This window comes from Streptomyces sp. NPDC042638 (genome assembly GCF_040647235.1).
In the GTDB taxonomy this organism is placed as follows: Bacteria; Actinomycetota; Actinomycetes; order Streptomycetales; family Streptomycetaceae; genus Streptomyces; species Streptomyces rameus.
This window is the reverse complement of the sequence record NZ_JBEZBT010000005.1, coordinates 73170-94248: the sequence shown is the minus strand read 5'-3', so window position 1 is coordinate 94248 and position 21079 is coordinate 73170. Positions and strand designations below refer to the sequence as shown.

Genomic DNA, 21079 nt, shown 5'->3' with positions numbered 1-21079 from the left:
GTCTGAGAGTCACGTCATGAGCCGTTCCGCCCACCCCGCAGGGCCCCGCCACGCCGATGTCCTGCCCGAGGGGCACTACTCCGCGCCGCCCGCCGACCTCAACGTCCTTGACCGCAAGGTGTGGGCCCAGACCGTCACGCGCGCCGACGACGGTGTGGTCAGCGTCGGGGGGATTCCCGTCACCCGTCTCGCCGAGGAGTTCGGCACGCCCGCCTACATCCTCGACGAGGCCGACTTCCGGGCCCGGGCCCGTGCCTGGCGTACCGCGTTCGGTCCGGACGCCGACGTCTTCTACGCCGGGAAGGCGTTCCTGTCCCGGGCCGTCGTGCGGTGGCTGGACGAGGAGGGGCTCAACCTGGACGTGTGTTCCGGCGGGGAGCTGGCCACCGCGCTGTCCGCCGGGATGCCCGCCGAGCGCATCGCCTTCCACGGCAACAACAAGTCCGGCGAGGAGATCCACCGCGCCATAAGCGCGGGTGTGGGGCGGATCGTCGTCGACTCCTTCCAGGAGATCGTGCGGGTCGCCCACGCGGCGCAGTCGCTGGGAAAGCGGCAGAAGGTCCAGATCCGGATCACCGTGGGTGTGGAGGCGCACACGCACGAGTTCATCGCCACCGCCCACGAGGACCAGAAGTTCGGGATCCCGCTCGCCGGGGGGCAGGCCGCCGAAGCCGTACGGCGGGCGCTCCAGCTGGACGGGCTCGAGCTGATCGGGATCCACTCGCACATCGGGTCGCAGATCTTCGACATGTCGGGCTTCGAGGTCGCCGCCCACCGGGTGGTCGGGCTGCTCAGGGACATCAGGGACGAGCACGGGGTCGAGCTGCCCGAGATCGATCTCGGCGGTGGGCTCGGTATCGCGTACACGAGTGACGACGATCCCCGTGAGCCGCACGAGATCGCCAAGGCGCTCACCGAGATCGTCACGCGGGAGTGCGAGAACGCGCGGCTGCGGACCCCGCGGATCTCCGTGGAGCCGGGGCGGGCCATCGTCGGGCCGACCGCGTTCACCCTGTACGAGGTCGGTACCGTCAAGCCGCTGGAGGGGCTGCGGACGTACGTCTCCGTCGACGGCGGCATGTCGGACAACATCCGGACCGCGCTGTACGACGCGGAGTACAGCGTCGCGCTCGTCTCCCGCGCCTCCGACGCCGCGCCGACGCTCGCCCGGGTCGTCGGCAAGCACTGCGAGAGCGGGGACATCGTGGTGAAGGACGCGTTCCTGCCGGCCGACCTGGCGCCGGGCGACCTGATCGCGGTGCCGGCCACCGGTGCGTACTGCCGGTCGATGGCCAGCAACTACAACCATGTGCTCCGCCCGCCCGTCGTCGCCGTGGAGGGCGGGGCGGCCCGGGTCATCGTCCGGCGTGAGACGGAGGAGGACCTCCTGCGTCTCGACGTCGGGTGACGCCGCGCGGGCCGGAAGATCTCCGGTCTGCCAGTCCCGTACAAATGAAATAGATGTCTCACGATCCGGACGAAGGGTAGAAACTCCCGTCCGGTGAGTGAGACTGGTCCAACCGTAGACGGTATGAGGAAACGAGGTCGGATGATGCGTACGCGTCCGCTGAAGGTGGCGCTGCTGGGCTGTGGAGTGGTCGGCTCAGAGGTGGCGCGCATCATGACGACGCACGCCGACGACCTCGCCGCCCGGATCGGGGCCCCGGTCGAGCTCGCCGGCGTGGCCGTACGGCGTACCGGCAAGGAGCGCGAGGGCATCGACCCCGCGCTCGTCACCACCGATGCCACCGCCCTCGTCAAACGCGGCGACATCGACGTGGTGGTGGAGGTCATCGGGGGGATCGAGCCCGCCCGGACGCTCATCACCACCGCCTTCGAGCACGGCGCCTCCGTGGTCTCCGCCAACAAGGCCCTGCTCGCCCAGGACGGTGCCGCCCTGCACGCCGCCGCCGGGGAGCACGGCAGGGACCTCTACTACGAGGCCGCCGTCGCCGGCGCCATCCCGCTGATCCGGCCGCTGCGCGAGTCGCTCGCCGGTGACAAGGTCAACCGGGTGCTCGGCATCGTCAACGGCACCACCAACTTCATCCTCGACAAGATGGACTCCACGGGGGCCGGCTACCAGGAGGCCCTGGACGAGGCGACCGCCCTCGGGTACGCCGAGGCCGACCCGACCGCCGACGTCGAGGGTTTCGACGCCGCCGCCAAGGCCGCCATCCTCGCCGGAATCGCCTTCCACACGCGCGTGCGGCTGGACGACGTGTACCGCGAGGGCATGGCCGAGGTCACCGCCGCCGACTTCCGCTCCGCCAAGGAGATGGGCTGCACCATCAAGCTGCTCGCCATCTGCGAGCGGTCCAAGGACGGGTCGTCGGTCACCGCGCGCGTGCATCCCGCGATGATTCCGCTCACGCACCCGCTCGCCTCCGTGCGCGGCGCGTACAACGCCGTGTTCGTGGAGAGCGACGCCGCCGGACAGCTGATGTTCTACGGGCCCGGCGCCGGTGGTTCGCCCACCGCCTCCGCCGTCCTCGGCGACCTCGTCGCGGTCTGCCGCAACCGGCTGAACGGCGCCACCGGGCCCGGCGAGTCGGCCTACGCCGACCTGACCGTCTCCCCGATGGGCGACGTCGTCACGCGCTACCACATCAGTCTGGACGTCGCGGACAAACCGGGTGTGCTCGCCCAGGTCGCGACCGTCTTCGCCGAGCACGGGGTGTCGATCGACACCGTTCGGCAGCAGGGCAAGGACGGCGAGGCCTCCCTCGTCGTCGTCACCCACCGGGCCTCCGACGCCTCTCTCACCGGGACCGTCGAGGCACTGCGCAAGCTCGACACCGTGCGGGGTGTCGCCAGCATCATGCGGGTTGAAGGAGAGTAACCAGCAATGACCCACCAGTGGCGCGGAATCATCGAGGAGTACCGGGACCGGCTGCCGGTATCGGACACCACGCCGGTCGTGACGCTCCGCGAGGGCGGCACGCCCCTCGTGCCCGCGCAGGTGCTCTCCGAGCGCACGGGCTGCGAGGTCCACCTGAAGGTGGAGGGTGCCAACCCCACCGGGTCCTTCAAGGACCGCGGTATGACCATGGCCATCAGCAAGGCCAAGGAGGAGGGGGCGAAGGCCGTCATCTGTGCCTCCACGGGCAACACCTCTGCCTCCGCCGCCGCCTACGCGGTGCGGGCGGGCATGGTGTCGGCCGTGCTGGTGCCCCAGGGCAAGATCGCCCTCGGCAAGATGGGCCAGGCCCTTGTGCACGGCGCGAAGATCCTCCAGGTCGACGGCAACTTCGACGACTGCCTCACCCTCGCGCGGGCACTGAGCGAGAACTACCCCGTGGCGCTCGTGAATTCGGTCAACCCGGTGCGCATCGAGGGCCAGAAGACGGCCGCCTTCGAGATCGTGGACATGCTCGGCGACGCGCCGGACATCCACGTCCTCCCGGTCGGCAACGCGGGCAACATCACCGCTTACTGGAAGGGCTACAAGGAGTACGCCGCCGACGGCGTCGCCGCCGGGACGCCGCGCATGTGGGGCTTCCAGGCGTCCGGCAGCGCCCCGATCGTGCGCGGTGAGGTCGTCAAGGACCCGTCGACCATCGCCACCGCCATCCGCATCGGCAACCCCGCCTCCTGGAGTTACGCCCTGGCCGCGCGGGACGAGTCCGGCGGCGTCATCGACGAGGTGACGGACCGTGAGATCCTGCGCGCCTACCGCCTGTTGGCCGCGCAGGAGGGTGTCTTCGTCGAGCCCGCCTCCGCCGCCTCCGTGGCCGGTCTGCTCAAGGCCGCCGAGCAGGGCAAGGTCGACCCGGGCCAGCGCATCGTGTGCACGGTCACCGGCAACGGCCTGAAGGACCCCGACTGGGCCGTCGCCGGCGCCCCGCAGCCGGTCACCGTGCCGGTCGACGCGGCCACCGCCGCCGAGCGCCTCGGCCTCGCCTGAGCGCCCCGGTTCCGGTGCGTCTCTGACGCGGTGCACAGGGGGCTTACGACACGCATCGTGCGCCTCCTGTGCGCCCTATGTCGCCACTGAACCTTCCTTCGATAGGCTGTAGCGAACCCGCCTACCGCATATGCCCTCGCGTATGGCACGAGGCCGCGCCGTCTCCGCGGCCCGACGGGTCTTCGCACGTCAGTCATCGGCAGTCCACCGAACGGCCATCGGATCCCTCGAGCGCCGTTCGACCGTCACGCAGCTCAAGGAGAGTCTTCGAGCGATGGCCGGTCCCGCCTTCCGCGCCGCCGCCGTCCGGGTGCGCGTTCCCGCCACCAGCGCCAACCTCGGCCCGGGTTTCGACGCCCTGGGCCTCGCGCTGGGGCTCTACGACGACGTGGTCGTCCGGGTGGCCGACTCCGGGCTGCACATCGACATCGCGGGCGAGGGCAGCGAGACCCTCCCGCGTGACGAGAGCCACCTCCTCGTGCGCTCCCTGCGCACCGCCTTCGACCTGCTGGGCGGGCAGCCCCGCGGCCTGGAGATCGTCTGCGCCAACCGCATCCCGCACGGCCGGGGCCTGGGCTCCTCCTCCGCGGCGATCTGCGCCGGCATCGTCGCCGCCCGCGCCGTGACCATAGGCGGCGAGACCCGTATGGACGACGCCGCGCTGCTGGAGCTGGCCAACGAGATCGAGGGGCACCCGGACAACGTGGCCGCCTGTCTGCTCGGCGGCTTCACCCTCTCCTGGATGGAGGCCGGCACCGCCCGCGCCATCAGGATGGAGCCGCACGATTCCATCGTTCCGGTGGTTTTCGTCCCCGGGAAGCCGGTCCTGACCGAGACCGCGCGCGGTCTGCTCCCGCGCACGGTGCCGCACGTCGACGCCGCCGCCAACGCGGGCCGCGCCGCCCTGCTGGTCGAGGCCCTGACCAGGCGCCCCGAACTGCTGCTGCCCGCCACCGAGGACCGACTCCACCAGGAGTACCGCGCCCCGGCCATGCCGGAGAGCGCCGCGCTGGTGGAGCGGCTGCGCGCCGACGGCATCCCGGCCGTGATCTCGGGCGCGGGCCCCACCGTCATGGCCCTCGCCGACACCGAGAGCGCCGACAAGGTCTCTCACCTCGCGGGTCAGGGCTGGGCCGCCAACCGGCTGGACCTGGACGTTCAGGGAGCGAGCGTGCTGCCGCTTGCGACCTGACACACGGTTGCCGGATTTGGAGAGGGGGAATGTTTGTTGGATCCGGTAGTGTTAATCTCAAGTCTGCACCCGACCCCACCATGGCGAGGTGCCTCGTGTCCCCGTCCGGGACAGACATTCTTCCGGGAGCCTCCCGCGCCACTCCGTGTTCCTTGCGCCGTACCTGGGCAGTACGTCGTATGCGGGCACTGAGCGGGCCGCCGGTGGGGGTACCCCCCTTGGGGGCGCTCCGGAACCGGTGCTACCACGCCGCGTGACACTGAGTGCCACGACTCGCGGAAGCGCCATCACCGCACATTTCTTCCGCCGCTTTGGCGGACCACCGCCCCGGCACGGTTCACCGAAGACAGGACCGTAGTCGGACAGCACAACCGGTCGCCGAGCCAGACAGGCCGACGTCCGCTCCAGGGAAGGACCCTTCGTGAGCGACACCACCGATCTGATGGGCGCACGTGTCGAGGAGACCGCTGCCGCGCCCGCCACGGACGCCTCCGCGCCTGCCACCGGTGCCGGCTCCCGGCGGCGCCGTGGTACCGGCCTCGAGGGCATGGTGCTGGCCGAGCTGCAGCAGGTTGCCTCGGGCCTCGGCATCAGGGGCACCGCGCGGATGCGCAAGAGCCAGCTGATCGAGGTCATCAAGGAGGCGCAGGCCGCCGGGGGAGCCGCCCCCAAGGCAGCGTCCGCCCCCGCCGGGGACGCCGCCGAGACCAAGCCGAAGCGCCGGGCCACCTCCAAGGCCCGTACCGGCGAGGACGACGGCAAGAAGGCCGAGAAGGCTGCCGAGGCGCCCGCCGAAAAGGCCGTGGCCCAGCAGCAGATCGAGATCCCCGGCCAGCCGTCCCCCAAGCTTTCGGCTCCGGTCGAGCAGGCAGGCGCCCCCGCCGACGACGCCCCGACCGAGCGCCGTCGCCGCCGCGCCACCGCCGATGCCGGCAGCCCGGCCCAGAACGGCGCCGAGACCGTCGCCGCCGAGGCCAGGAACGAGTCCAAGGCCGACACGTCCGCGCAGTCGCAGCAGGGCGACGCCAAGGGCGACGCCGGTGACGGCGAGGGCCGTGGCCGCCGCGACCGCCGCGAGCGCGGCCGGGACCGTGACCGCCGCGGCAAGGGCGACGACCAGCAGGGCGGCGGCCGTCAGGACCGCCAGCAGCAGGGCCAGCAGCAGGGCGGCGGCCGTCAGGACCGGGGCGCCGGCCCGCAGGACGACGACGACTTCGAGGGCGGCCGTCGCGGCCGTCGTGGCCGCTACCGCGACCGCCGTGGCCGCCGTGGCCGCGACGAGATCGCCGCCGAGCCGCAGGTGGCCGACGACGACGTCCTGATCCCCGTCGCGGGCATCCTGGACATCCTCGACAACTACGCCTTCATCCGGACCTCCGGCTACCTGCCGGGCCCGAACGACGTGTACGTCTCCCTCGCCCAGGTCCGCAAGAACGGCCTGCGCAAGGGCGACCACATCACCGGTGCGGTCCGTCAGCCGAAGGAGGGCGAGCGCCGCGAGAAGTTCAACGCGCTGGTCCGCCTGGACTCCGTCAACGGCATGGCGCCCGAACACGGCCGCGGCCGCCCGGAGTTCAACAAGCTGACCCCGCTCTACCCGCAGGACCGCCTCCGCCTGGAGACGGACCCGGGCGTGCTCACCACCCGCATCATCGACCTGGTCTCGCCGATCGGCAAGGGCCAGCGCGGTCTGATCGTGGCCCCGCCGAAGACCGGCAAGACCATGATCATGCAGGCGATCGCCAACGCGATCACGCACAACAACCCCGAGTGCCACCTGATGGTCGTCCTGGTCGACGAGCGTCCGGAAGAGGTCACCGACATGCAGCGGTCGGTCAAGGGCGAGGTCATCTCCTCGACCTTCGACCGTCCGGCCGAGGACCACACCACCGTCGCCGAGCTGGCCATCGAGCGCGCCAAGCGCCTGGTGGAGCTGGGTCACGACGTGGTCGTGCTGCTCGACTCCATCACGCGTCTGGGCCGCGCCTACAACCTGGCGGCGCCGGCCTCCGGCCGCATCCTGTCCGGTGGTGTCGACTCGACCGCGCTGTACCCGCCGAAGCGGTTCTTCGGTGCGGCGCGCAACATCGAGGACGGCGGCTCGCTGACCATCCTCGCCACCGCCCTGGTGGACACCGGGTCCCGCATGGACGAGGTGATCTTCGAGGAGTTCAAGGGCACCGGCAACATGGAGCTCAAGCTCGACCGCAAGCTCGCCGACAAGCGCATCTTCCCGGCGGTGGACGTGGACGCGTCCGGCACCCGTAAGGAAGAGATCCTGCTCGGCAACGAGGAGCTGGCCGTCGTCTGGAAGCTCCGCCGGGTGCTGCACGCGCTGGACCAGCAGCAGGCGATCGAGCTGCTTCTCGACAAGATGAAGCAGACCAAGTCGAACGTCGAGTTCCTGATGCAGATCCAGAAGACGACGCCGACGCCGGGCAACGGCGACTGAGCCCGCAGGTCAGAGGAGGGCCGCCCCCTGTCACAGGAGTGACAGGGGGCGGCCTTTCGGCGCAGAGAGCGAGATCTTTGCCACATCCAAGACCGTCGGGACGGGTTTCCAGCAGTACGACATCTTCGGCTGAAATCGCAGGTGAGCCGGGTACGCCCGACTCGTCCGGCAACGCACTGTGCCCGTCGCTGCACGCGACGGGCACTTTGCGTCGTGCAACCCTTTCCCGAGTTCCTCCGTCTGACCAGTCGGAGCGACGATGGAGCGGTGACGACCGCGCCCGACCCTGACCGCAGGGGGTAGACCGACCACCGAGACCTGGGAGCGATGTGGCCGCCGAGAGCACGCCGGAGCCCGCGATAACCGAGCCGGGCACCACCGGACCCCGCCGCAGCGGCAAGGGGCGCCGACGCAAGGCGCCCAGCACGGGCCGCAAGGCCCTGCGCGCGACGGCCTGGACCGCCGCGGGCGTGGTCGTGCTGGGCGGGGTCGGTGCCGGGTACGTGTACCTCAAGCTCAACGGCAACCTGCACAGCGTCGACATCAACCAGGCCCTCGGCAGCGACCGGCCCACGAAGATCGACAACGGCTCCGAGAACATCCTGGTCCTGGGCTCGGACACCCGTGCGGGCACGAACAAGAAGCTCGGCGGCGGCACGGACGACGGCAGTGCCCGCTCCGACACCGCGATGATCGTCCACGTGTACGAGGGTCACAAGGCGGCCAGCGTGGTCTCGATCCCGCGGGACACCCTCGTCGACCGCCCCCGGTGCACCGACACCAAGGGCACCCCGCACTCCGCCGCGTCCGGCGTGATGTTCAACGAGGCCTACTCCACCGGTGGCGCGGCCTGCGCGGTGAAGACCGTGGAGTCGATCACCGGCATCCGGATGGACCACTACCTGGAGGTCGACTTCGCGGGCTTCCAGAAGCTCATCGACGACCTCGGCGGCGTCCAGGTCACCACGACGAAGGACATCCGCGACCCGCAGAGCCACCTGAACCTGAAGGCCGGCCCGCACACCCTGGACGGCGAACAGGCCCTCGGCCTGGTCCGCACCCGGCACGGCGTGGGCGACGGCTCCGACCTGGGCCGCATCCAGCTCCAGCAGGCGTTCATCAAGGCGCTGACCGACCAGGTCAAGCACGTCGGCGTCTTCACGAACCCCAAGAAGCTGTTCGACCTCGCCGACACCGCCACCAAGGCCGTCACCACCGACTCCGACATCGGCTCGGTCAACTCCCTGATGGACTTCGCGGGCAGCCTCAAGGGCATCAGCTCGTCCCACATGAAGATGGTGACGATGCCCGTCCAGTACGACCCGGCCAACCCCAACCGCGTCCTGCTGGAGAAGTCCAAGGCGCAGCTGGTCTGGGACGCCCTGAAGAACGACAGGCCGATCCCGAAGGCGGCCACCGAGGGCACCGCCACGGGCGAGGCCAAGGGCGTGGTGAGCTAGGGCCCGTCTGACCATTCCCGTCCGCCTCGACGGGAATATTCGGACACGCCCCAGGGGCGGCCGGGCCCGCTCACCCGCAGGAATAGAACGACCGCACCCCCGGTTTGGGTGGATGGCCCCAGTCCTGGCAGACTGGTACGTCGGCTCCGGTTCACGCTCCCGCATCCCGCGGCGGCGACCCGGCGCCCTCCCGGAATCTAGGAGACACCTTGAAGCGCGAGATCCACCCCGAGTACGTCGAGACGCAGGTCAGCTGCACCTGTGGCGCGTCGTTCACCACCCGCAGCACCATCGAGTCCGGCACCATCCGGGCCGAGGTCTGCTCCGAGTGCCACCCGTTCTACACGGGCAAGCAGAAGATCCTCGACACCGGTGGCCGTGTGGCCCGCTTCGAGGCCCGCTTCGGCAAGGCCGCCGGCTCCAAGAAGTAGCGAGCCCCATTTCGCCGGTCCACGGTCGCGCCCTCTTCCGGGGTGTGCCCGGGACCGGCGTTTTTGGTCGCCCGCCCTACCCTTCACCGCAGTACAGGAGCCCAAGATGTTCGAGGCCGTCGAGGAACTCGTCGCCGAGCACGCCGATCTGGAGAAGAAGCTCGCCGACCCGTCGGTCCACGCGGACCAGGCGAACGCGCGCAAGCTCAACAAGCGCTACGCCGAGCTGACCCCGATCGTCGCCACGTACCGCTCCTGGAAGCAGACCGGCGACGACATCGAGACCGCGCGTGAGTTCGCGGCCGACGATCCGGACTTCGTCGCCGAGGTGAAGGTCCTGGAGAAGCAGCGCGAGGAGCTGACGGAGAAGCTGCGCCTGCTGCTCGTCCCGCGCGACCCGAGTGACGACAAGGACGTCATCCTGGAGATCAAGGCGGGCGCGGGCGGCGACGAGTCGGCGCTGTTCGCCGGTGACCTGCTGCGGATGTACCTGCGCTACGCCGAGCGCGTCGGCTGGAAGACCGAGATCATCGACGCCACCGAGTCCGAGCTGGGCGGCTACAAGGACGTCCAGGTCGCCGTGAAGACCAAGGGCGGCCAGGGCGCCACCGAGCCCGGCCAGGGCGTGTGGGCCCGGCTGAAGTACGAGGGCGGTGTGCACCGCGTGCAGCGTGTGCCGGCGACCGAGTCCCAGGGCCGTATCCACACCTCGGCGGCCGGCGTCCTCGTCACGCCGGAGGCGGAGGAGGTAGACGTCGAGATCAACCAGAACGACCTGCGCATCGACGTCTACCGGTCCTCCGGTCCGGGCGGCCAGTCCGTCAACACCACCGACTCGGCCGTGCGCATCACGCACATCCCGACCGGAGTCGTCGCCTCCTGCCAGAACGAGAAGAGCCAGCTGCAGAACAAGGAGCAGGCGATGCGTATCCTGCGCTCCAGGCTGCTCGCCGCGGCGCAGGAGGAGGCGGAGAGGGAGGCCGCCGACGCCCGCCGCAGCCAGGTCCGCACCGTCGACCGCTCCGAGAAGATCCGCACCTACAACTTCCCGGAGAACCGCATCTCGGACCACCGCGTCGGCTTCAAGGCGTACAACCTGGACCAGGTCCTGGACGGCGACCTCGACGCGGTGATCCAGGCCTGTGTCGACGCCGACTCGGCGGCGAAGCTCGCCGCCGCGTAACACACGTACGCACGAGTACGACACGGAGGACTCGCGTGAACCTGCTGCTCGCCGAGGTGGCCCAGGCCACCCAGCGGCTCGCCGACGCCGGCGTGCCCTCGCCGCGCAACGACGCGGAGGAGCTGGCCGCGTTCGTGCACGGCGTGAAGCGCGGTGCACTGCACTCCGTGAAGGACGCCGACTTCGACGCCCGGTACTGGGAGGTCATCGCCCGGCGCGAGCAGCGCGAGCCGCTGCAGCACATCACCGGCCGGGCCTACTTCCGCTACCTGGAACTCCAGGTCGGCCCCGGGGTGTTCGTGCCCCGGCCGGAGACCGAGTCCGTGGTCGGCTGGGCCATAGACGCGGTCCGCGCCATGGACGTCGTCGAGCCGTGCATCGTCGACCTGTGCACCGGCTCCGGCGCCATCGCCCTCGCCCTCGCCCAGGAGGTGCCCCGCTCCCGCGTGCACGCCGTGGAGCTGTCCGAGGACGCCCTGGTGTGGACGCGGAAGAACGTGGCCGGCTCGCGGGTCGACCTGCGCCAGGGCGACGCCCTCTCCGCCTTCCCGGACCTCGACGGCCAGGTCGACCTGGTCATCTCCAACCCGCCGTACATCCCGCTCACCGAGTGGGAGTACGTCGCGCCCGAGGCCCGCGACTACGACCCCGAGCTGGCGCTGTTCTCCGGCGAGGACGGACTCGACCTCATCCGGGGCATCGAGCGCACCGCGCACCGGCTGCTGCGCCCCGGCGGTGTCGTCGTGATCGAGCACGCCGACACCCAGGGCGGCCAGGTGCCGTGGATCTTCACCGAGGAGCGGGGCTGGGCCGACGCGGCCGACCACCCCGACCTCAACAACCGGCCACGCTTCGCCACCGCCCGCAAGGCGCTGCCGTGACCACCCCGCTGACTTCAACCCCGCAGTACGTGTACGAGGAGGCCCGTTAGACATGGCACGGCGATACGACACCAACGACGCGACCGACCGCGTGACGGGTCTGCGCGAGGCCGCGTCCGCCGTCCGCCGGGGCGAGCTGGTGGTGCTGCCGACCGACACGGTGTACGGCATCGGCGCCGACGCGTTCTCCTCGGAGGCGGTCGCCGACCTGCTCGCCGCCAAGGGCCGGGGCCGCAACATGCCCACCCCCGTCCTCATCGGCTCCCCGAACACCCTGCACGGCCTCGTCACGGACTTCTCCGAGCTGGCCTGGGAGCTGGTCGACGCGTTCTGGCCGGGCGCCCTGACGCTCGTCGCCCGGCACCAGCCCTCCCTCCAGTGGGACCTCGGCGACACCCGGGGCACGGTCGCCGTGCGCATGCCGCTGCACCCGGTCGCCATCGAGCTGCTCACCGAGGTCGGACCGATGGCCGTCTCCTCGGCCAACCTCACCGGCCACCCGGCGCCGGAGGACTGCGACGCCGCCCAGCAGATGCTCGGCGACTCCGTCTCGGTCTACCTCGACGGCGGCCCCACCCCCGGCAACGTGCCCTCGTCCATCGTGGACGTCTCCCGCGAGGTGCCGCTGCTGCTGCGCGCCGGCGCGCTCTCCGCGGAGGAGCTGCGCAAGGTCGTACCCGACCTCGAGGTGGCGAATTGACGGCCCCTGAAACCCCCGGGCTCCCGACGCTCGAGCAGGGGGTGCCCCCATGCGTGGCATAGGCGGCGGCGGGGGCTTCAGCGCGGAGGAGACGACGACGTTCGGGTTTCCCCGCGACACCTTCCGCATCCTCCACGTCAGCACCGGCAACGTGTGCCGCTCGCCCATCACCGAGCGGCTCACCCGCCACTTCGTCGCGGAGCGGCTCGGCGTGCTCGGCGGCGGCCTGGTCGTGGAGAGCGCGGGCACCTGGGGACACGAGGGCGCGCCCATGGAGGCCAACGCCGAGACGGTGCTCGGCGAGTTCGGCGCGGACGCCACCGGCTTCGTCGGCCGGGAGCTGCTGGACGAGCACGTGATCATGGCCGACCTGGTGCTGACCGCCACCCGGGACCACCGTGCCCAGGTCATCTCCATGGGCCATTCGGCGGGCCTGCGCACCTTCACCCTGAAGGAGTTCACCCGCCTGGTCCGGGCGATAGATCCGGCCACCCTGCCGCCGCTGGAGGACGGTGTGGTCATGCGGGCCCGGGCACTCGTGCGGGCGGCGGCCGCGCTGCGCGGCTGGCTGCTCGCCCCGACCGCCGAGGCGGACGAGGTGTACGACCCGTACGGCGCCCCGCTGCCCTTCTTCCGGTCCGTCGGCGACGAGATACGGGACGCGCTGGACCCGGTCGTCACCGCGCTGACGGGCGTACCCGCCCACACCTGAGCCCTGTATATGCCGACATAAACGGCCGTAACGGTCGCGCGTCCGTCGTACCCCGGGCCTACATTGGGGATACGTCACCGTCGACCGCCCGGAGCCCGTCATGTCGGTCACCACCGCTCACGAGACCGATGTCCTGCGGCGGCAGGACCCGGCGATGGCCGAACTCCTGCTCGGGGAGCTGACGCGGCAGTCCACGACGCTCCAGCTGATCGCCGCCGAGAACTTCTGCTCACCGGCCGTGCTCGCCGCCCTCGGCTCACCGCTCGCCAACAAGTACGCAGAGGGCTACCCGGGCGCCCGGCACCACGGCGGCTGCGAGATCGTCGACGTCGCCGAGCGCGCCGCGATCGACCGGGCCAAGGCCCTGTTCGGCGCCGAGCACGCCAACGTCCAGCCGCACTCCGGCTCCTCGGCCGTCCTGGCCGCCTACGCGGCCCTGCTGCGCCCCGGCGACACCGTCCTCGCCCTCGGTCTGCCCTACGGCGGTCATCTCACCCACGGCTCGCCGGCGAACTTCTCCGGCCGCTGGTTCGACTTCGTCGGCTACGGCGTCGACGCCGAGACCGGGCTGATCGACCACGACCAGGTGCGCCACCTGGCGCGCAACCACCGGCCCAAGGCCATCGTCTGCGGCTCGATCGCCTACCCCCGCCACATCGACTACGCCTTCTTCCGCCAGGTCGCCGACGAGGTCGGGGCCTATCTGATCGCCGACGCCGGCCATCCGATCGGGCTGGTCGCCGGGGGAGCGGCGCCGAACCCGGTGCCGTACGCCGACATCGTGTGCGCGACCACCCACAAGGTGCTGCGCGGCCCGCGCGGCGGGATGATCCTGTGCGGTGCCGGGCTGGCCGAGCGCGTCGACCGGGCCGTCTTCCCCTTCACCCAGGGCGGCGCCCAGATGCACACCATCGCCGCCAAGGCCGTCGCGTTCGGCGAGGCGGCGACCCCGGCCTTCACCGTGTACGCCCACCAGGTGGTCGCCAACGCGCGCGTACTGGCCGGTCACCTGGCCGCGGAGGGGCTGGTCGTCACCACCGGCGGCACGGACACCCACCTGATCACCGCGGACCCGGCTCCGCTCGGCGTGGACGGCCGTACCGCGCGCGGCCGGCTCCTCGCGGCCGGCCTGGTGCTGGACTGCTGCGTGCTCCCGCACGGCGACGGCCGCGGGCTGCGCCTGGGCACGGCCGCGGTGACGACGCAGGGCATGGGCGAGGCGGAGATGGTGCGGATCGCGGCGCTGCTGGCGGCCGTGCTGCGCGGGCGGACGGAGCCGGCCGCCGCACGGGAGGAGGTGCGCGCACTCACCGGCCCGTACCCGCCGTATCCCGGGTGAGCGGGGACAGGCGCGGTTCCGTACAGCCTGGCGTGTACAGCTTGGTGTGTACAGCCTGGTGTGTACGGCCTGGTGTGTCCCGTTGTGGACCTTGCCGGGAGCACGGCGACGCGGAGAGAGACAGCCCCGCGTGGAACCATCGTCGCTACCCGGCTGTCCTCATCCATATGCATCCGTCGCTAGGGTGTGGGGCTGTGATGGCCAGCGAGACCTGTGGGGAAGCCCGTGCGTGAATACCTCCTGACGCTCTGCATCACGGCCGCGGTGACGTATCTCCTGACGGGGCCGGTACGGAAGTTCGCGATCGTGGCCGGGGCGATGCCGGAGATCCGGGCACGTGACGTGCACCGGGAGCCCACTCCGCGCCTCGGCGGCATCGCGATGTTCTTCGGCCTGTGCTCGGGCCTGCTGGTCGCGGACCACCTCACCAACCTCAACGAGGTCTTCGCCAAGTCCAACGAGCCGCGGGCGCTGCTCTCCGGTGCCGCCCTGATCTGGCTGATCGGTGTCCTGGACGACAAGTTCGAGATCGACGCGCTGATCAAGCTGGGCGGTCAGATGATCGCCGCAGGCGTGATGGTCATGCAGGGCCTGACGATCCTGTGGCTGCCCATCCCGGGCGTCGGCAACGTCGCCCTGACCCAGTGGCAGGGCACGCTGCTGACGGTGGCGCTCGTGGTCATCACGATCAACGCCGTGAACTTCGTGGACGGCCTGGACGGCCTCGCCGCGGGCATGGTGTGCATCGCGGCCGGCGCGTTCTTCCTGTACGCGTACCGGATCTGGTACTCGTACGGCATCGAGGCCGCCGCTCCCGGCACGCTCTTCGCGGCGATCCTGATGGGCATGTGCCTGGGCTTCCTGCCGCACAACATGCACCCGGCGCGGATCTTCATGGGCGACTCGGGCTCGATGCTGATCGGCCTGGTGCTGTCGGCGGGCGCGATCTCCATCACCGGCCAGGTGGACCCGGACGCGCTGGCCCTGTTCACCGGTTCGGAGAAGGCGGCCGTCCACCAGACGGTCCCGGTCTACATCCCCCTGCTGCTGCCGCTGACGATCATCGCCGTGCCCGCCGCCGACCTGGTCCTGGCGATCGTCCGCCGCACCTGGCGCGGTCAGTCCCCGTTCGCCGCCGACCGCGGCCACCTGCACCACCGCCTGCTGGAGATCGGCCACTCGCACAGCCGGGCCGTGCTGATCATGTACTTCTGGTCGGGGCTGATCGGTTTCGGGGCGCTGGCGTACTCCGTCAACTCGGCGTCGATGTGGATCGTGCTGGGCGTGGTCTTCCTCAGCTCGGTCGGGCTGATCCTGCTGCTGCTCCCGCGCTTCACCCCGCGCGTGCCGGTGTGGGCCCAGCGGTTCGTGCCGCCGCGGTACCGACGCGGGACTCCCGAAGCCGCGGCGGAGCAGACCGCGGCCTCCGAGTCGTCCGAGGCGTCTGAGGCTGCTGAGCCCTCTGAGCCCTCTGAGGCTTCGGAGGCGGGGGAGCGCGCCCCGGTCACGGCCGGTGTGTCGGGCGTCAACGGAGCGACCGCGATCGGCGCTCGTTCGCGTTTCATTGATCGCCGATAAGGCGGGCAAGGTAAGAATCTGACTAGAGCATTGCCAAGTCGTGGGGGAGCAAAGGCCCCAATACCAGACAAGACGGCTCGGTTTTTGCACAGACGGGCACTGTCACTCTCATGTGTGACAGCAAGCACACCTAGCAGGTAAAGACCTCATCAAATAGTTTGTGATACGGTTCACGAGAACCCCGGATAGAGCCGAAGGACCGTGATGCGACGGTCCATTGGTGTGAGGTCTCGATCACTCAGCCCGGGACTACGCTCGTCCATGACGACACCTGCCCCCTGTGAAAGCGGAGTTGCCGCCATGCCGTCCAATGACGCCCGGATCCTGACCCAGACCGCCGTGCCCACGGCTGTCGTCGGCGCGATCGCCGCCGTCGTCAGCGGTGTGGTCGCCGGCGGGAAGGGGGCGATCGGGGCCGTCGTGGGGACGCTGGTGGTCATCGCTTTCATGGGGATCGGCCTCTATGTGCTCCAGCGCACCGCCAAATCCTTTCCCCAGCTGTTCCAGATGATGGGCCTGATGCTCTACGCGGCCCAGCTGCTGCTGCTGGTCATCTTCGTCGCCCTGTTCAAGAACACGACGCTGTTCAATCCCCGCGCTTTCGCCATCGCGCTCGTGGTCACCACCGTGACGTGGATCGCCGCGCAGGCGCGTGCCCACATGAAGGCGAAGATTCTCTACGTCGAGCCCGATGCCTCGTCGAAGGGCGACAAGCCCGAGAAGACAGGGCATTCGTCGTGAGAGGTAGGGCCGGGATAAAGGCGCACGAGAGATGCTGCTATCGTCCGGTGCCAACTGCGGCATCGCGGGCGCGGGCATCTGAGCTGACGCCTGCTCAAGCGCGAGGCACGATGCCCCCCAGCCGCCCCCACATCCGTAACACCAGTCCCGTGCCGAACCGCGGCCACGCGCCGCGCCGACACAACGAGGTTGCCGTACCTATGCGCCACGATGAAGGAGCCCGCGGTGAGTGCTGACCCGACGCAGACGCTCGCTTTCGACTCGAGCTGTCACCTGTTCGACGGGTGCGGCTTCCCGGCTCCGGGCCTGCACTCGTTCCTGTTCCAGCCGCTCATCGGCAACGCGGACAGCAACGTGTACTTCAACAAGACGATGCTGCTGGCGCTGCTCGGTTCCATCATCATCGTGGGCTTCTTCTGGGCCGCCTTCGCCAAGCCGAAGGTCGTCCCGGGCAAGCTCCAGCTGGTGGCCGAAAGCGGATACGACTTCATCCGGCGCGGTGTGGTCTACGAGACGATCGGCAAGAAGGAGGGCGAGAAGTACGTCCCGCTCGTCGTCTCGCTGTTCTTCTTCGTCTGGATGATGAACCTCTGGTCGATCATCCCGGTCGCCCAGTTCCCCGTCACGTCGATCATCTCGTACCCCGCCGCCCTGGCCGCCATCGTCTACATCCTGTGGGTCTCGCTGACCTTCAAGCGGCACGGATTCGTCGGCGCCTTCAAGAACTTCACCGGCTACGACAAGTCGCTCGGCGCGGTGCTTCCGCTGTCGATGACGATCGAGCTGTTCTCGAACCTGCTCGTGCGGCCCTTCACCCACGCCGTCCGGCTCTTCGCGAACATGTTCGCCGGTCACACGCTGCTGCTGCTCTTCACGATCGCCAGCTGGTACATGCTGAACGGCATCGGCATCGCCTACTCCGCCGTCTCGTTCGTGATGGTCATCGTGATGACGGCCTTCGAGCTCTTCATCCAGGCTGTTCAGGCCTACGTCTTCGTACTGCTGACCTGCAGCTTCATCCAGGGCGCGCTCGCCGAGCACCACTGAGCCCCCGACCTCCCACCCAGACATCCGGTGGCCAACCCCCACCGGTCATTGAAAGAGAAGGAAGAACCGGCATGTCCGCTCTCGAAACCTTTGCCGCCGGCGTCCAGATCAAGGGCAACCTCGGCTCCATCGGTTACGGTCTCGCCGCCATCGGCCCGGGTGTCGGCGTCGGCATCATCTTCGGTAACGGCACGCAGGCCCTCGCCCGCCAGCCCGAGGCGGCCGGCCTGATCCGCGCCAACCAGATCCTCGGCTTCGCCTTCTGTGAGGCGCTCGCCCTGATCGGTCTGGTCATGCCGTTCGTCTACCCGGCCTCCTGACCCGACCGCCGCGCACCACATAGACGAAAGGCACTGATATGAGCCCCCTGGTTCAGCTGGCGGCTGAGGAGGCCGAAAACCCCCTCATCCCGCCGATCCCAGAGCTCGTCATCGGCCTGATCGCTTTCGTCATCGTCTTCGGCTTCCTCGCCAAGAAGCTCCTCCCGAACATCAACAAGGTTCTGGAAGAGCGTCGCGAGGCCATCGAGGGCGGTATCGAAAAGGCCGAGGCCGCACAGACCGAGGCCCAGAGCGTCCTTGAGCAGTACAAGGCCCAGCTCGCCGAGGCCCGGCACGAGGCCGCGCGCCTGCGCCAGGAGGCTCAGGAGCAGGGTGCCGCGCTCATCGCCGAGATGCGGGCCGAGGGCCAGCGGCAGCGCGAGGAGATCGTCGCCGCCGGTCACTCCCAGATCGAGGCCGACCGCAAGGCCGCCGCGGCCGCGCTGCGCCAGGACGTCGGCAAGCTCGCCACCGAACTGGCCGGCAAGCTCGTCGGCGAGTCCCTCGAGGACCACGCCCGCCAGAGCCGTGTGATCGACCGCTTCCTCGATGAGCTCGAGGAGAAGGCCGAGGCCACGCGATGAACGGAGCGAGCCGCGAGGCCCTGGCAGCCGCACGTGAGCGTCTCGACGCGCTGACGGACTCCACGTCCGTGGATGCCGCGCAGCTCGCCGACGAGCTGGCGGCCGTCACCGCGCTGCTCGACCGCGAGGCCGGCCTGCGCCGGGTCCTCACCGACCCGGCGCAGCCCGCGGACGCCAAGGCGGAGCTGGTCCAGCGTCTGATCGGAGGCCAGGTCAGCGGCGTCACCGCCGACCTGGTGGCCGGTGCCGCGCGCTCCCGCTGGTCGCAGCCCCGCGACCTGGTGGACGCGCTGGAGGAGCTGGCGGACATCGCCGACCTGACGGCCGCGGAGAAGACGGGCACCCTCGACGACGTCGAGGACGAGCTGTTCCGGTTCGGCCGGATCGTCTCCTCCAGCACCGAGCTGCGCGCCGCGCTCACCGACCGTGCCGCCGACGCCTCGGCCAAGTCCGAGCTGCTGCACCGGCTGCTGGGCGGGCGGGCCAAGCCGGCCACCGAGCGCCTGGTGACGCGCCTTGTGACCGCGCCGCGCGGACGTAGCCTGGAAGCGGGACTGGAGTCCCTGTCCAAGCTCGCCGCCGAGCGCCGGAACCGTATGGTCGCCGTCGTCACGTCGGCAGTGCCCCTGAGCGACGGGCAGCGGGAGCGCCTCGGCGCCGCCCTGGCCAAGCTCTACGGGCGTCGGATGCACCTCAACCTCGACGTCGACCCCGAGGTCGTCGGCGGTGTCCGGGTGCAGGTCGGTGACGAGGTCATCAACGGCTCCATCGCGGACCGGCTGGACGAGGCCGCCCGCCGCATGGCGAGCTAGCAGCAACTCGATATTCCGAGAAAAGCAGTACGTACTTACGACGGCCCGGTTGGGCCGTGCAGAGGATTCACCTCCTGATGGGGGGAGTCCCCATCCCCCCAAGTGAAACTTCGGGCCCAACAAGGAGAGCAGGGAACCCAGATGGCGGAGCTCACGATCCGGCCGGAGGAGATCCGGGACGCGCTGGAGAACTTCGTCCAGTCGTACAAGCCGGACGCGGCCTCGCGCGAGGAGGTCGGTACGGTCACCGTCGCCGGCGACGGTATCGCCAAGATCGAGGGCCTGCCCTCGGCCATGGCGAACGAGCTGCTGAAGTTCGAGGACGGCTCCCTCGGTCTCGCGCTGAACCTGGAAGAGCGCGAGATCGGTGCTGTCGTACTCGGTGAGTTCAGCGGCATCGAGGAGGGTCAGCCGGTGCACCGCACCGGTGAGGTCCTCTCCGTCGCGGTCGGCGAGGGCTACCTCGGCCGCGTCGTCGACCCGCTCGGCAACCCGATCGACGGCCTCGGCGAGATCGAGACGTCCGGCCGCCGCGCCCTCGAGCTGCAGGCCCCCACGGTCATGCAGCGCAAGTCGGTGCACGAGCCGATGGAGACCGGCTACAAGGCCGTCGACGCGATGACCCCGATCGGCCGCGGTCAGCGCCAGCTGATCATCGGTGACCGCCAGACCGGCAAGACCGCCCTGGCCGTCGACACGATCATCAACCAGCGCGACAACTGGCGCTCGGGCGACCCGAAGAAGCAGGTCCGCTGCATCTACGTCGCCATCGGCCAGAAGGGCTCCACCATCGCCGGCGTGCGCCGCGCGCTGGAGGAGAACGGCGCCCTGGAGTACACGACCATCGTCGCCGCCCCGGCGTCCGACCCGGCCGGCTTCAAGTACCTGGCGCCGTACACCGGTTCGGCCATCGGCCAGCAGTGGATGTACGAGGGCAAGCACGTCCTCATCATCTTCGACGACCTCTCGAAGCAGGCCGACGCCTACCGCGCCGTGTCCCTGCTGCTGCGCCGCCCGCCGGGCCGTGAGGCCTACCCGGGTGACGTCTTCTACCTGCACTCCCGTCTGCTGGAGCGCTGCGCCAAGCTCTCCGACGAGATGGGTGCCGGTTCGATGACCGGTCTGCCGATCGTCGAGACCAAGGCCAACGACGTCTCGGCGTTCATCCCGACCAACGTCATCTCCATCACCGACGGCCAGTGCTTCCTGGAGTCGGACCTGTTCAACGCCGGTCAGCGCCCCGCGCTGAACGTCGGTATCTCCGTCTCTCGAGTCGGTGGTTCCGCGCAGCACAAGGCGATGAAGCAGGTCTCCGGCCGGCTCCGCGTCGACCTCGCGCAGTTCCGTGAGCTGGAGGCGTTCGCCGCCTTCGGTTCCGACCTGGACGCCGCCTCGAAGTCCCAGCTGGAGCGCGGTCAGCGCATGGTCGAGCTGCTGAAGCAGGACCAGTACCAGCCGATGTCCACCGAGGACCAGGTCGTCTCCGTCTGGGCCGGTACCACCGGCAAGATGGACGACGTGCCGGTCGCCGACGTCCGCCGCTTCGAGAAGGAGCTGCTGGAGTACCTGCACCGCAAGGAGCAGGGCCTCATGACCTCCATCCGGGAGGGCGGCAAGATGTCCGACGACACCCTCACGGCCATCGCGGACGCGATCGCGGAGTTCAAGAAGCAGTTCGAGACGTCGGACGGCAAGCTGCTCGGCGAGGACACCCCTGCCGCTGCCGCCAAGTGACGTAAG

19 protein-coding genes are annotated in these 21079 nt (G+C 70.0%); all 19 read left to right on the top strand.

From position 1 onward, the window contains the following. Window positions 1-16: 16 nt before the first annotated feature. The 19 genes from lysA to atpA all read left to right on the top strand — a co-directional run bounded on the left by lysA (window position 17) and on the right by atpA (window position 21073). The gene (lysA, locus tag AB0B40_RS06395; RefSeq protein ID WP_345056164.1) at window positions 17-1408 is read left to right on the top strand and encodes a diaminopimelate decarboxylase; all 1392 of its coding nucleotides are present in this window, start codon (window positions 17-19) and stop codon (window positions 1406-1408) included. A gap of 141 nt (window positions 1409-1549) precedes the next feature. Next, window positions 1550-2842, top strand: coding sequence for a homoserine dehydrogenase (locus AB0B40_RS06390; protein WP_362263242.1), 1293 nt, complete (start codon window positions 1550-1552; stop codon window positions 2840-2842). 6 nt (window positions 2843-2848) lie between these two features. Beyond that, window positions 2849-3907, top strand: coding sequence for a threonine synthase (gene thrC, locus AB0B40_RS06385; protein ID WP_362263240.1), 1059 nt, complete (start codon window positions 2849-2851; stop codon window positions 3905-3907). 274 nt (window positions 3908-4181) lie between these two features. Next, a complete protein-coding gene (gene thrB / locus AB0B40_RS06380; protein ID WP_345056161.1) occupies window positions 4182-5099 on the top strand; it encodes a homoserine kinase in 918 nt (305 codons plus the stop codon). 421 nt (window positions 5100-5520) lie between these two features. Then, the gene (gene rho, locus AB0B40_RS06375; RefSeq protein ID WP_345056160.1) at window positions 5521-7551 is read left to right on the top strand and encodes a transcription termination factor Rho; all 2031 of its coding nucleotides are present in this window, start codon (window positions 5521-5523) and stop codon (window positions 7549-7551) included. Window positions 7552-7880: 329 nt separating this feature from the next. Beyond that, entirely contained in the window at window positions 7881-9011 is a 1131-nt protein-coding gene (locus AB0B40_RS06370) for an LCP family protein (RefSeq protein WP_345056159.1), read from the top strand. Window positions 9012-9220: 209 nt separating this feature from the next. Next, window positions 9221-9442 carry a 50S ribosomal protein L31 gene (rpmE, locus tag AB0B40_RS06365; protein WP_345056158.1) on the top strand — a complete coding sequence of 74 codons (222 nt, stop codon included), beginning with the start codon at window positions 9221-9223 and terminating at the stop codon, window positions 9440-9442. A gap of 106 nt (window positions 9443-9548) precedes the next feature. Further along, a complete protein-coding gene (gene prfA / locus AB0B40_RS06360; RefSeq protein ID WP_345056157.1) occupies window positions 9549-10625 on the top strand; it encodes a peptide chain release factor 1 in 1077 nt (358 codons plus the stop codon). A gap of 35 nt (window positions 10626-10660) precedes the next feature. Beyond that, entirely contained in the window at window positions 10661-11506 is an 846-nt protein-coding gene (gene prmC / locus AB0B40_RS06355; protein WP_345056156.1) for a peptide chain release factor N(5)-glutamine methyltransferase, read from the top strand. A gap of 52 nt (window positions 11507-11558) precedes the next feature. Beyond that, window positions 11559-12206 carry an L-threonylcarbamoyladenylate synthase gene (locus AB0B40_RS06350; RefSeq protein ID WP_345056155.1) on the top strand — a complete coding sequence of 216 codons (648 nt, stop codon included), beginning with the start codon at window positions 11559-11561 and terminating at the stop codon, window positions 12204-12206. Window positions 12207-12255: 49 nt separating this feature from the next. Beyond that, on the top strand, window positions 12256-12918 hold the full coding sequence (locus AB0B40_RS06345; RefSeq protein WP_345056154.1) for a protein-tyrosine-phosphatase: 663 nt from the start codon (window positions 12256-12258) through the stop codon (window positions 12916-12918). A 100-nt stretch (window positions 12919-13018) separates the two neighbouring features. Next, complete coding sequence (gene glyA, locus AB0B40_RS06340; protein WP_345056153.1) at window positions 13019-14257, top strand: serine hydroxymethyltransferase; 1239 nt, start codon at window positions 13019-13021, stop codon at window positions 14255-14257. Window positions 14258-14482: 225 nt separating this feature from the next. Beyond that, window positions 14483-15835 carry an MraY family glycosyltransferase gene (locus AB0B40_RS06335; RefSeq protein WP_345056152.1) on the top strand — a complete coding sequence of 451 codons (1353 nt, stop codon included), beginning with the start codon at window positions 14483-14485 and terminating at the stop codon, window positions 15833-15835. A 300-nt stretch (window positions 15836-16135) separates the two neighbouring features. Further along, window positions 16136-16576 (top strand): hypothetical protein, encoded by a 441-nt coding sequence (locus AB0B40_RS06330; protein WP_345056151.1) that lies wholly within the window; start codon window positions 16136-16138, stop codon window positions 16574-16576. Between the two features lie 210 nt (window positions 16577-16786). Then, window positions 16787-17623: a F0F1 ATP synthase subunit A gene (gene atpB / locus AB0B40_RS06325; RefSeq protein ID WP_345056150.1), complete on the top strand. Its 837-nt coding sequence runs from the start codon at window positions 16787-16789 to the stop codon at window positions 17621-17623. Window positions 17624-17694: 71 nt separating this feature from the next. Next, a complete protein-coding gene (locus AB0B40_RS06320) occupies window positions 17695-17943 on the top strand; it encodes a F0F1 ATP synthase subunit C (RefSeq protein ID WP_345056149.1) in 249 nt (82 codons plus the stop codon). 38 nt (window positions 17944-17981) lie between these two features. Continuing rightward, complete coding sequence (locus AB0B40_RS06315) at window positions 17982-18527, top strand: F0F1 ATP synthase subunit B (protein WP_345056148.1); 546 nt, start codon at window positions 17982-17984, stop codon at window positions 18525-18527. Next, on the top strand, window positions 18524-19339 hold the full coding sequence (locus tag AB0B40_RS06310; protein ID WP_345056147.1) for a F0F1 ATP synthase subunit delta: 816 nt from the start codon (window positions 18524-18526) through the stop codon (window positions 19337-19339). The genes AB0B40_RS06315 and AB0B40_RS06310 overlap by 4 nt, the downstream gene beginning before the upstream one ends. Window positions 19340-19480: 141 nt before the next feature. Beyond that, window positions 19481-21073: a F0F1 ATP synthase subunit alpha gene (gene atpA / locus AB0B40_RS06305; protein ID WP_345056146.1), complete on the top strand. Its 1593-nt coding sequence runs from the start codon at window positions 19481-19483 to the stop codon at window positions 21071-21073. Window positions 21074-21079 lie beyond the last annotated feature (6 nt).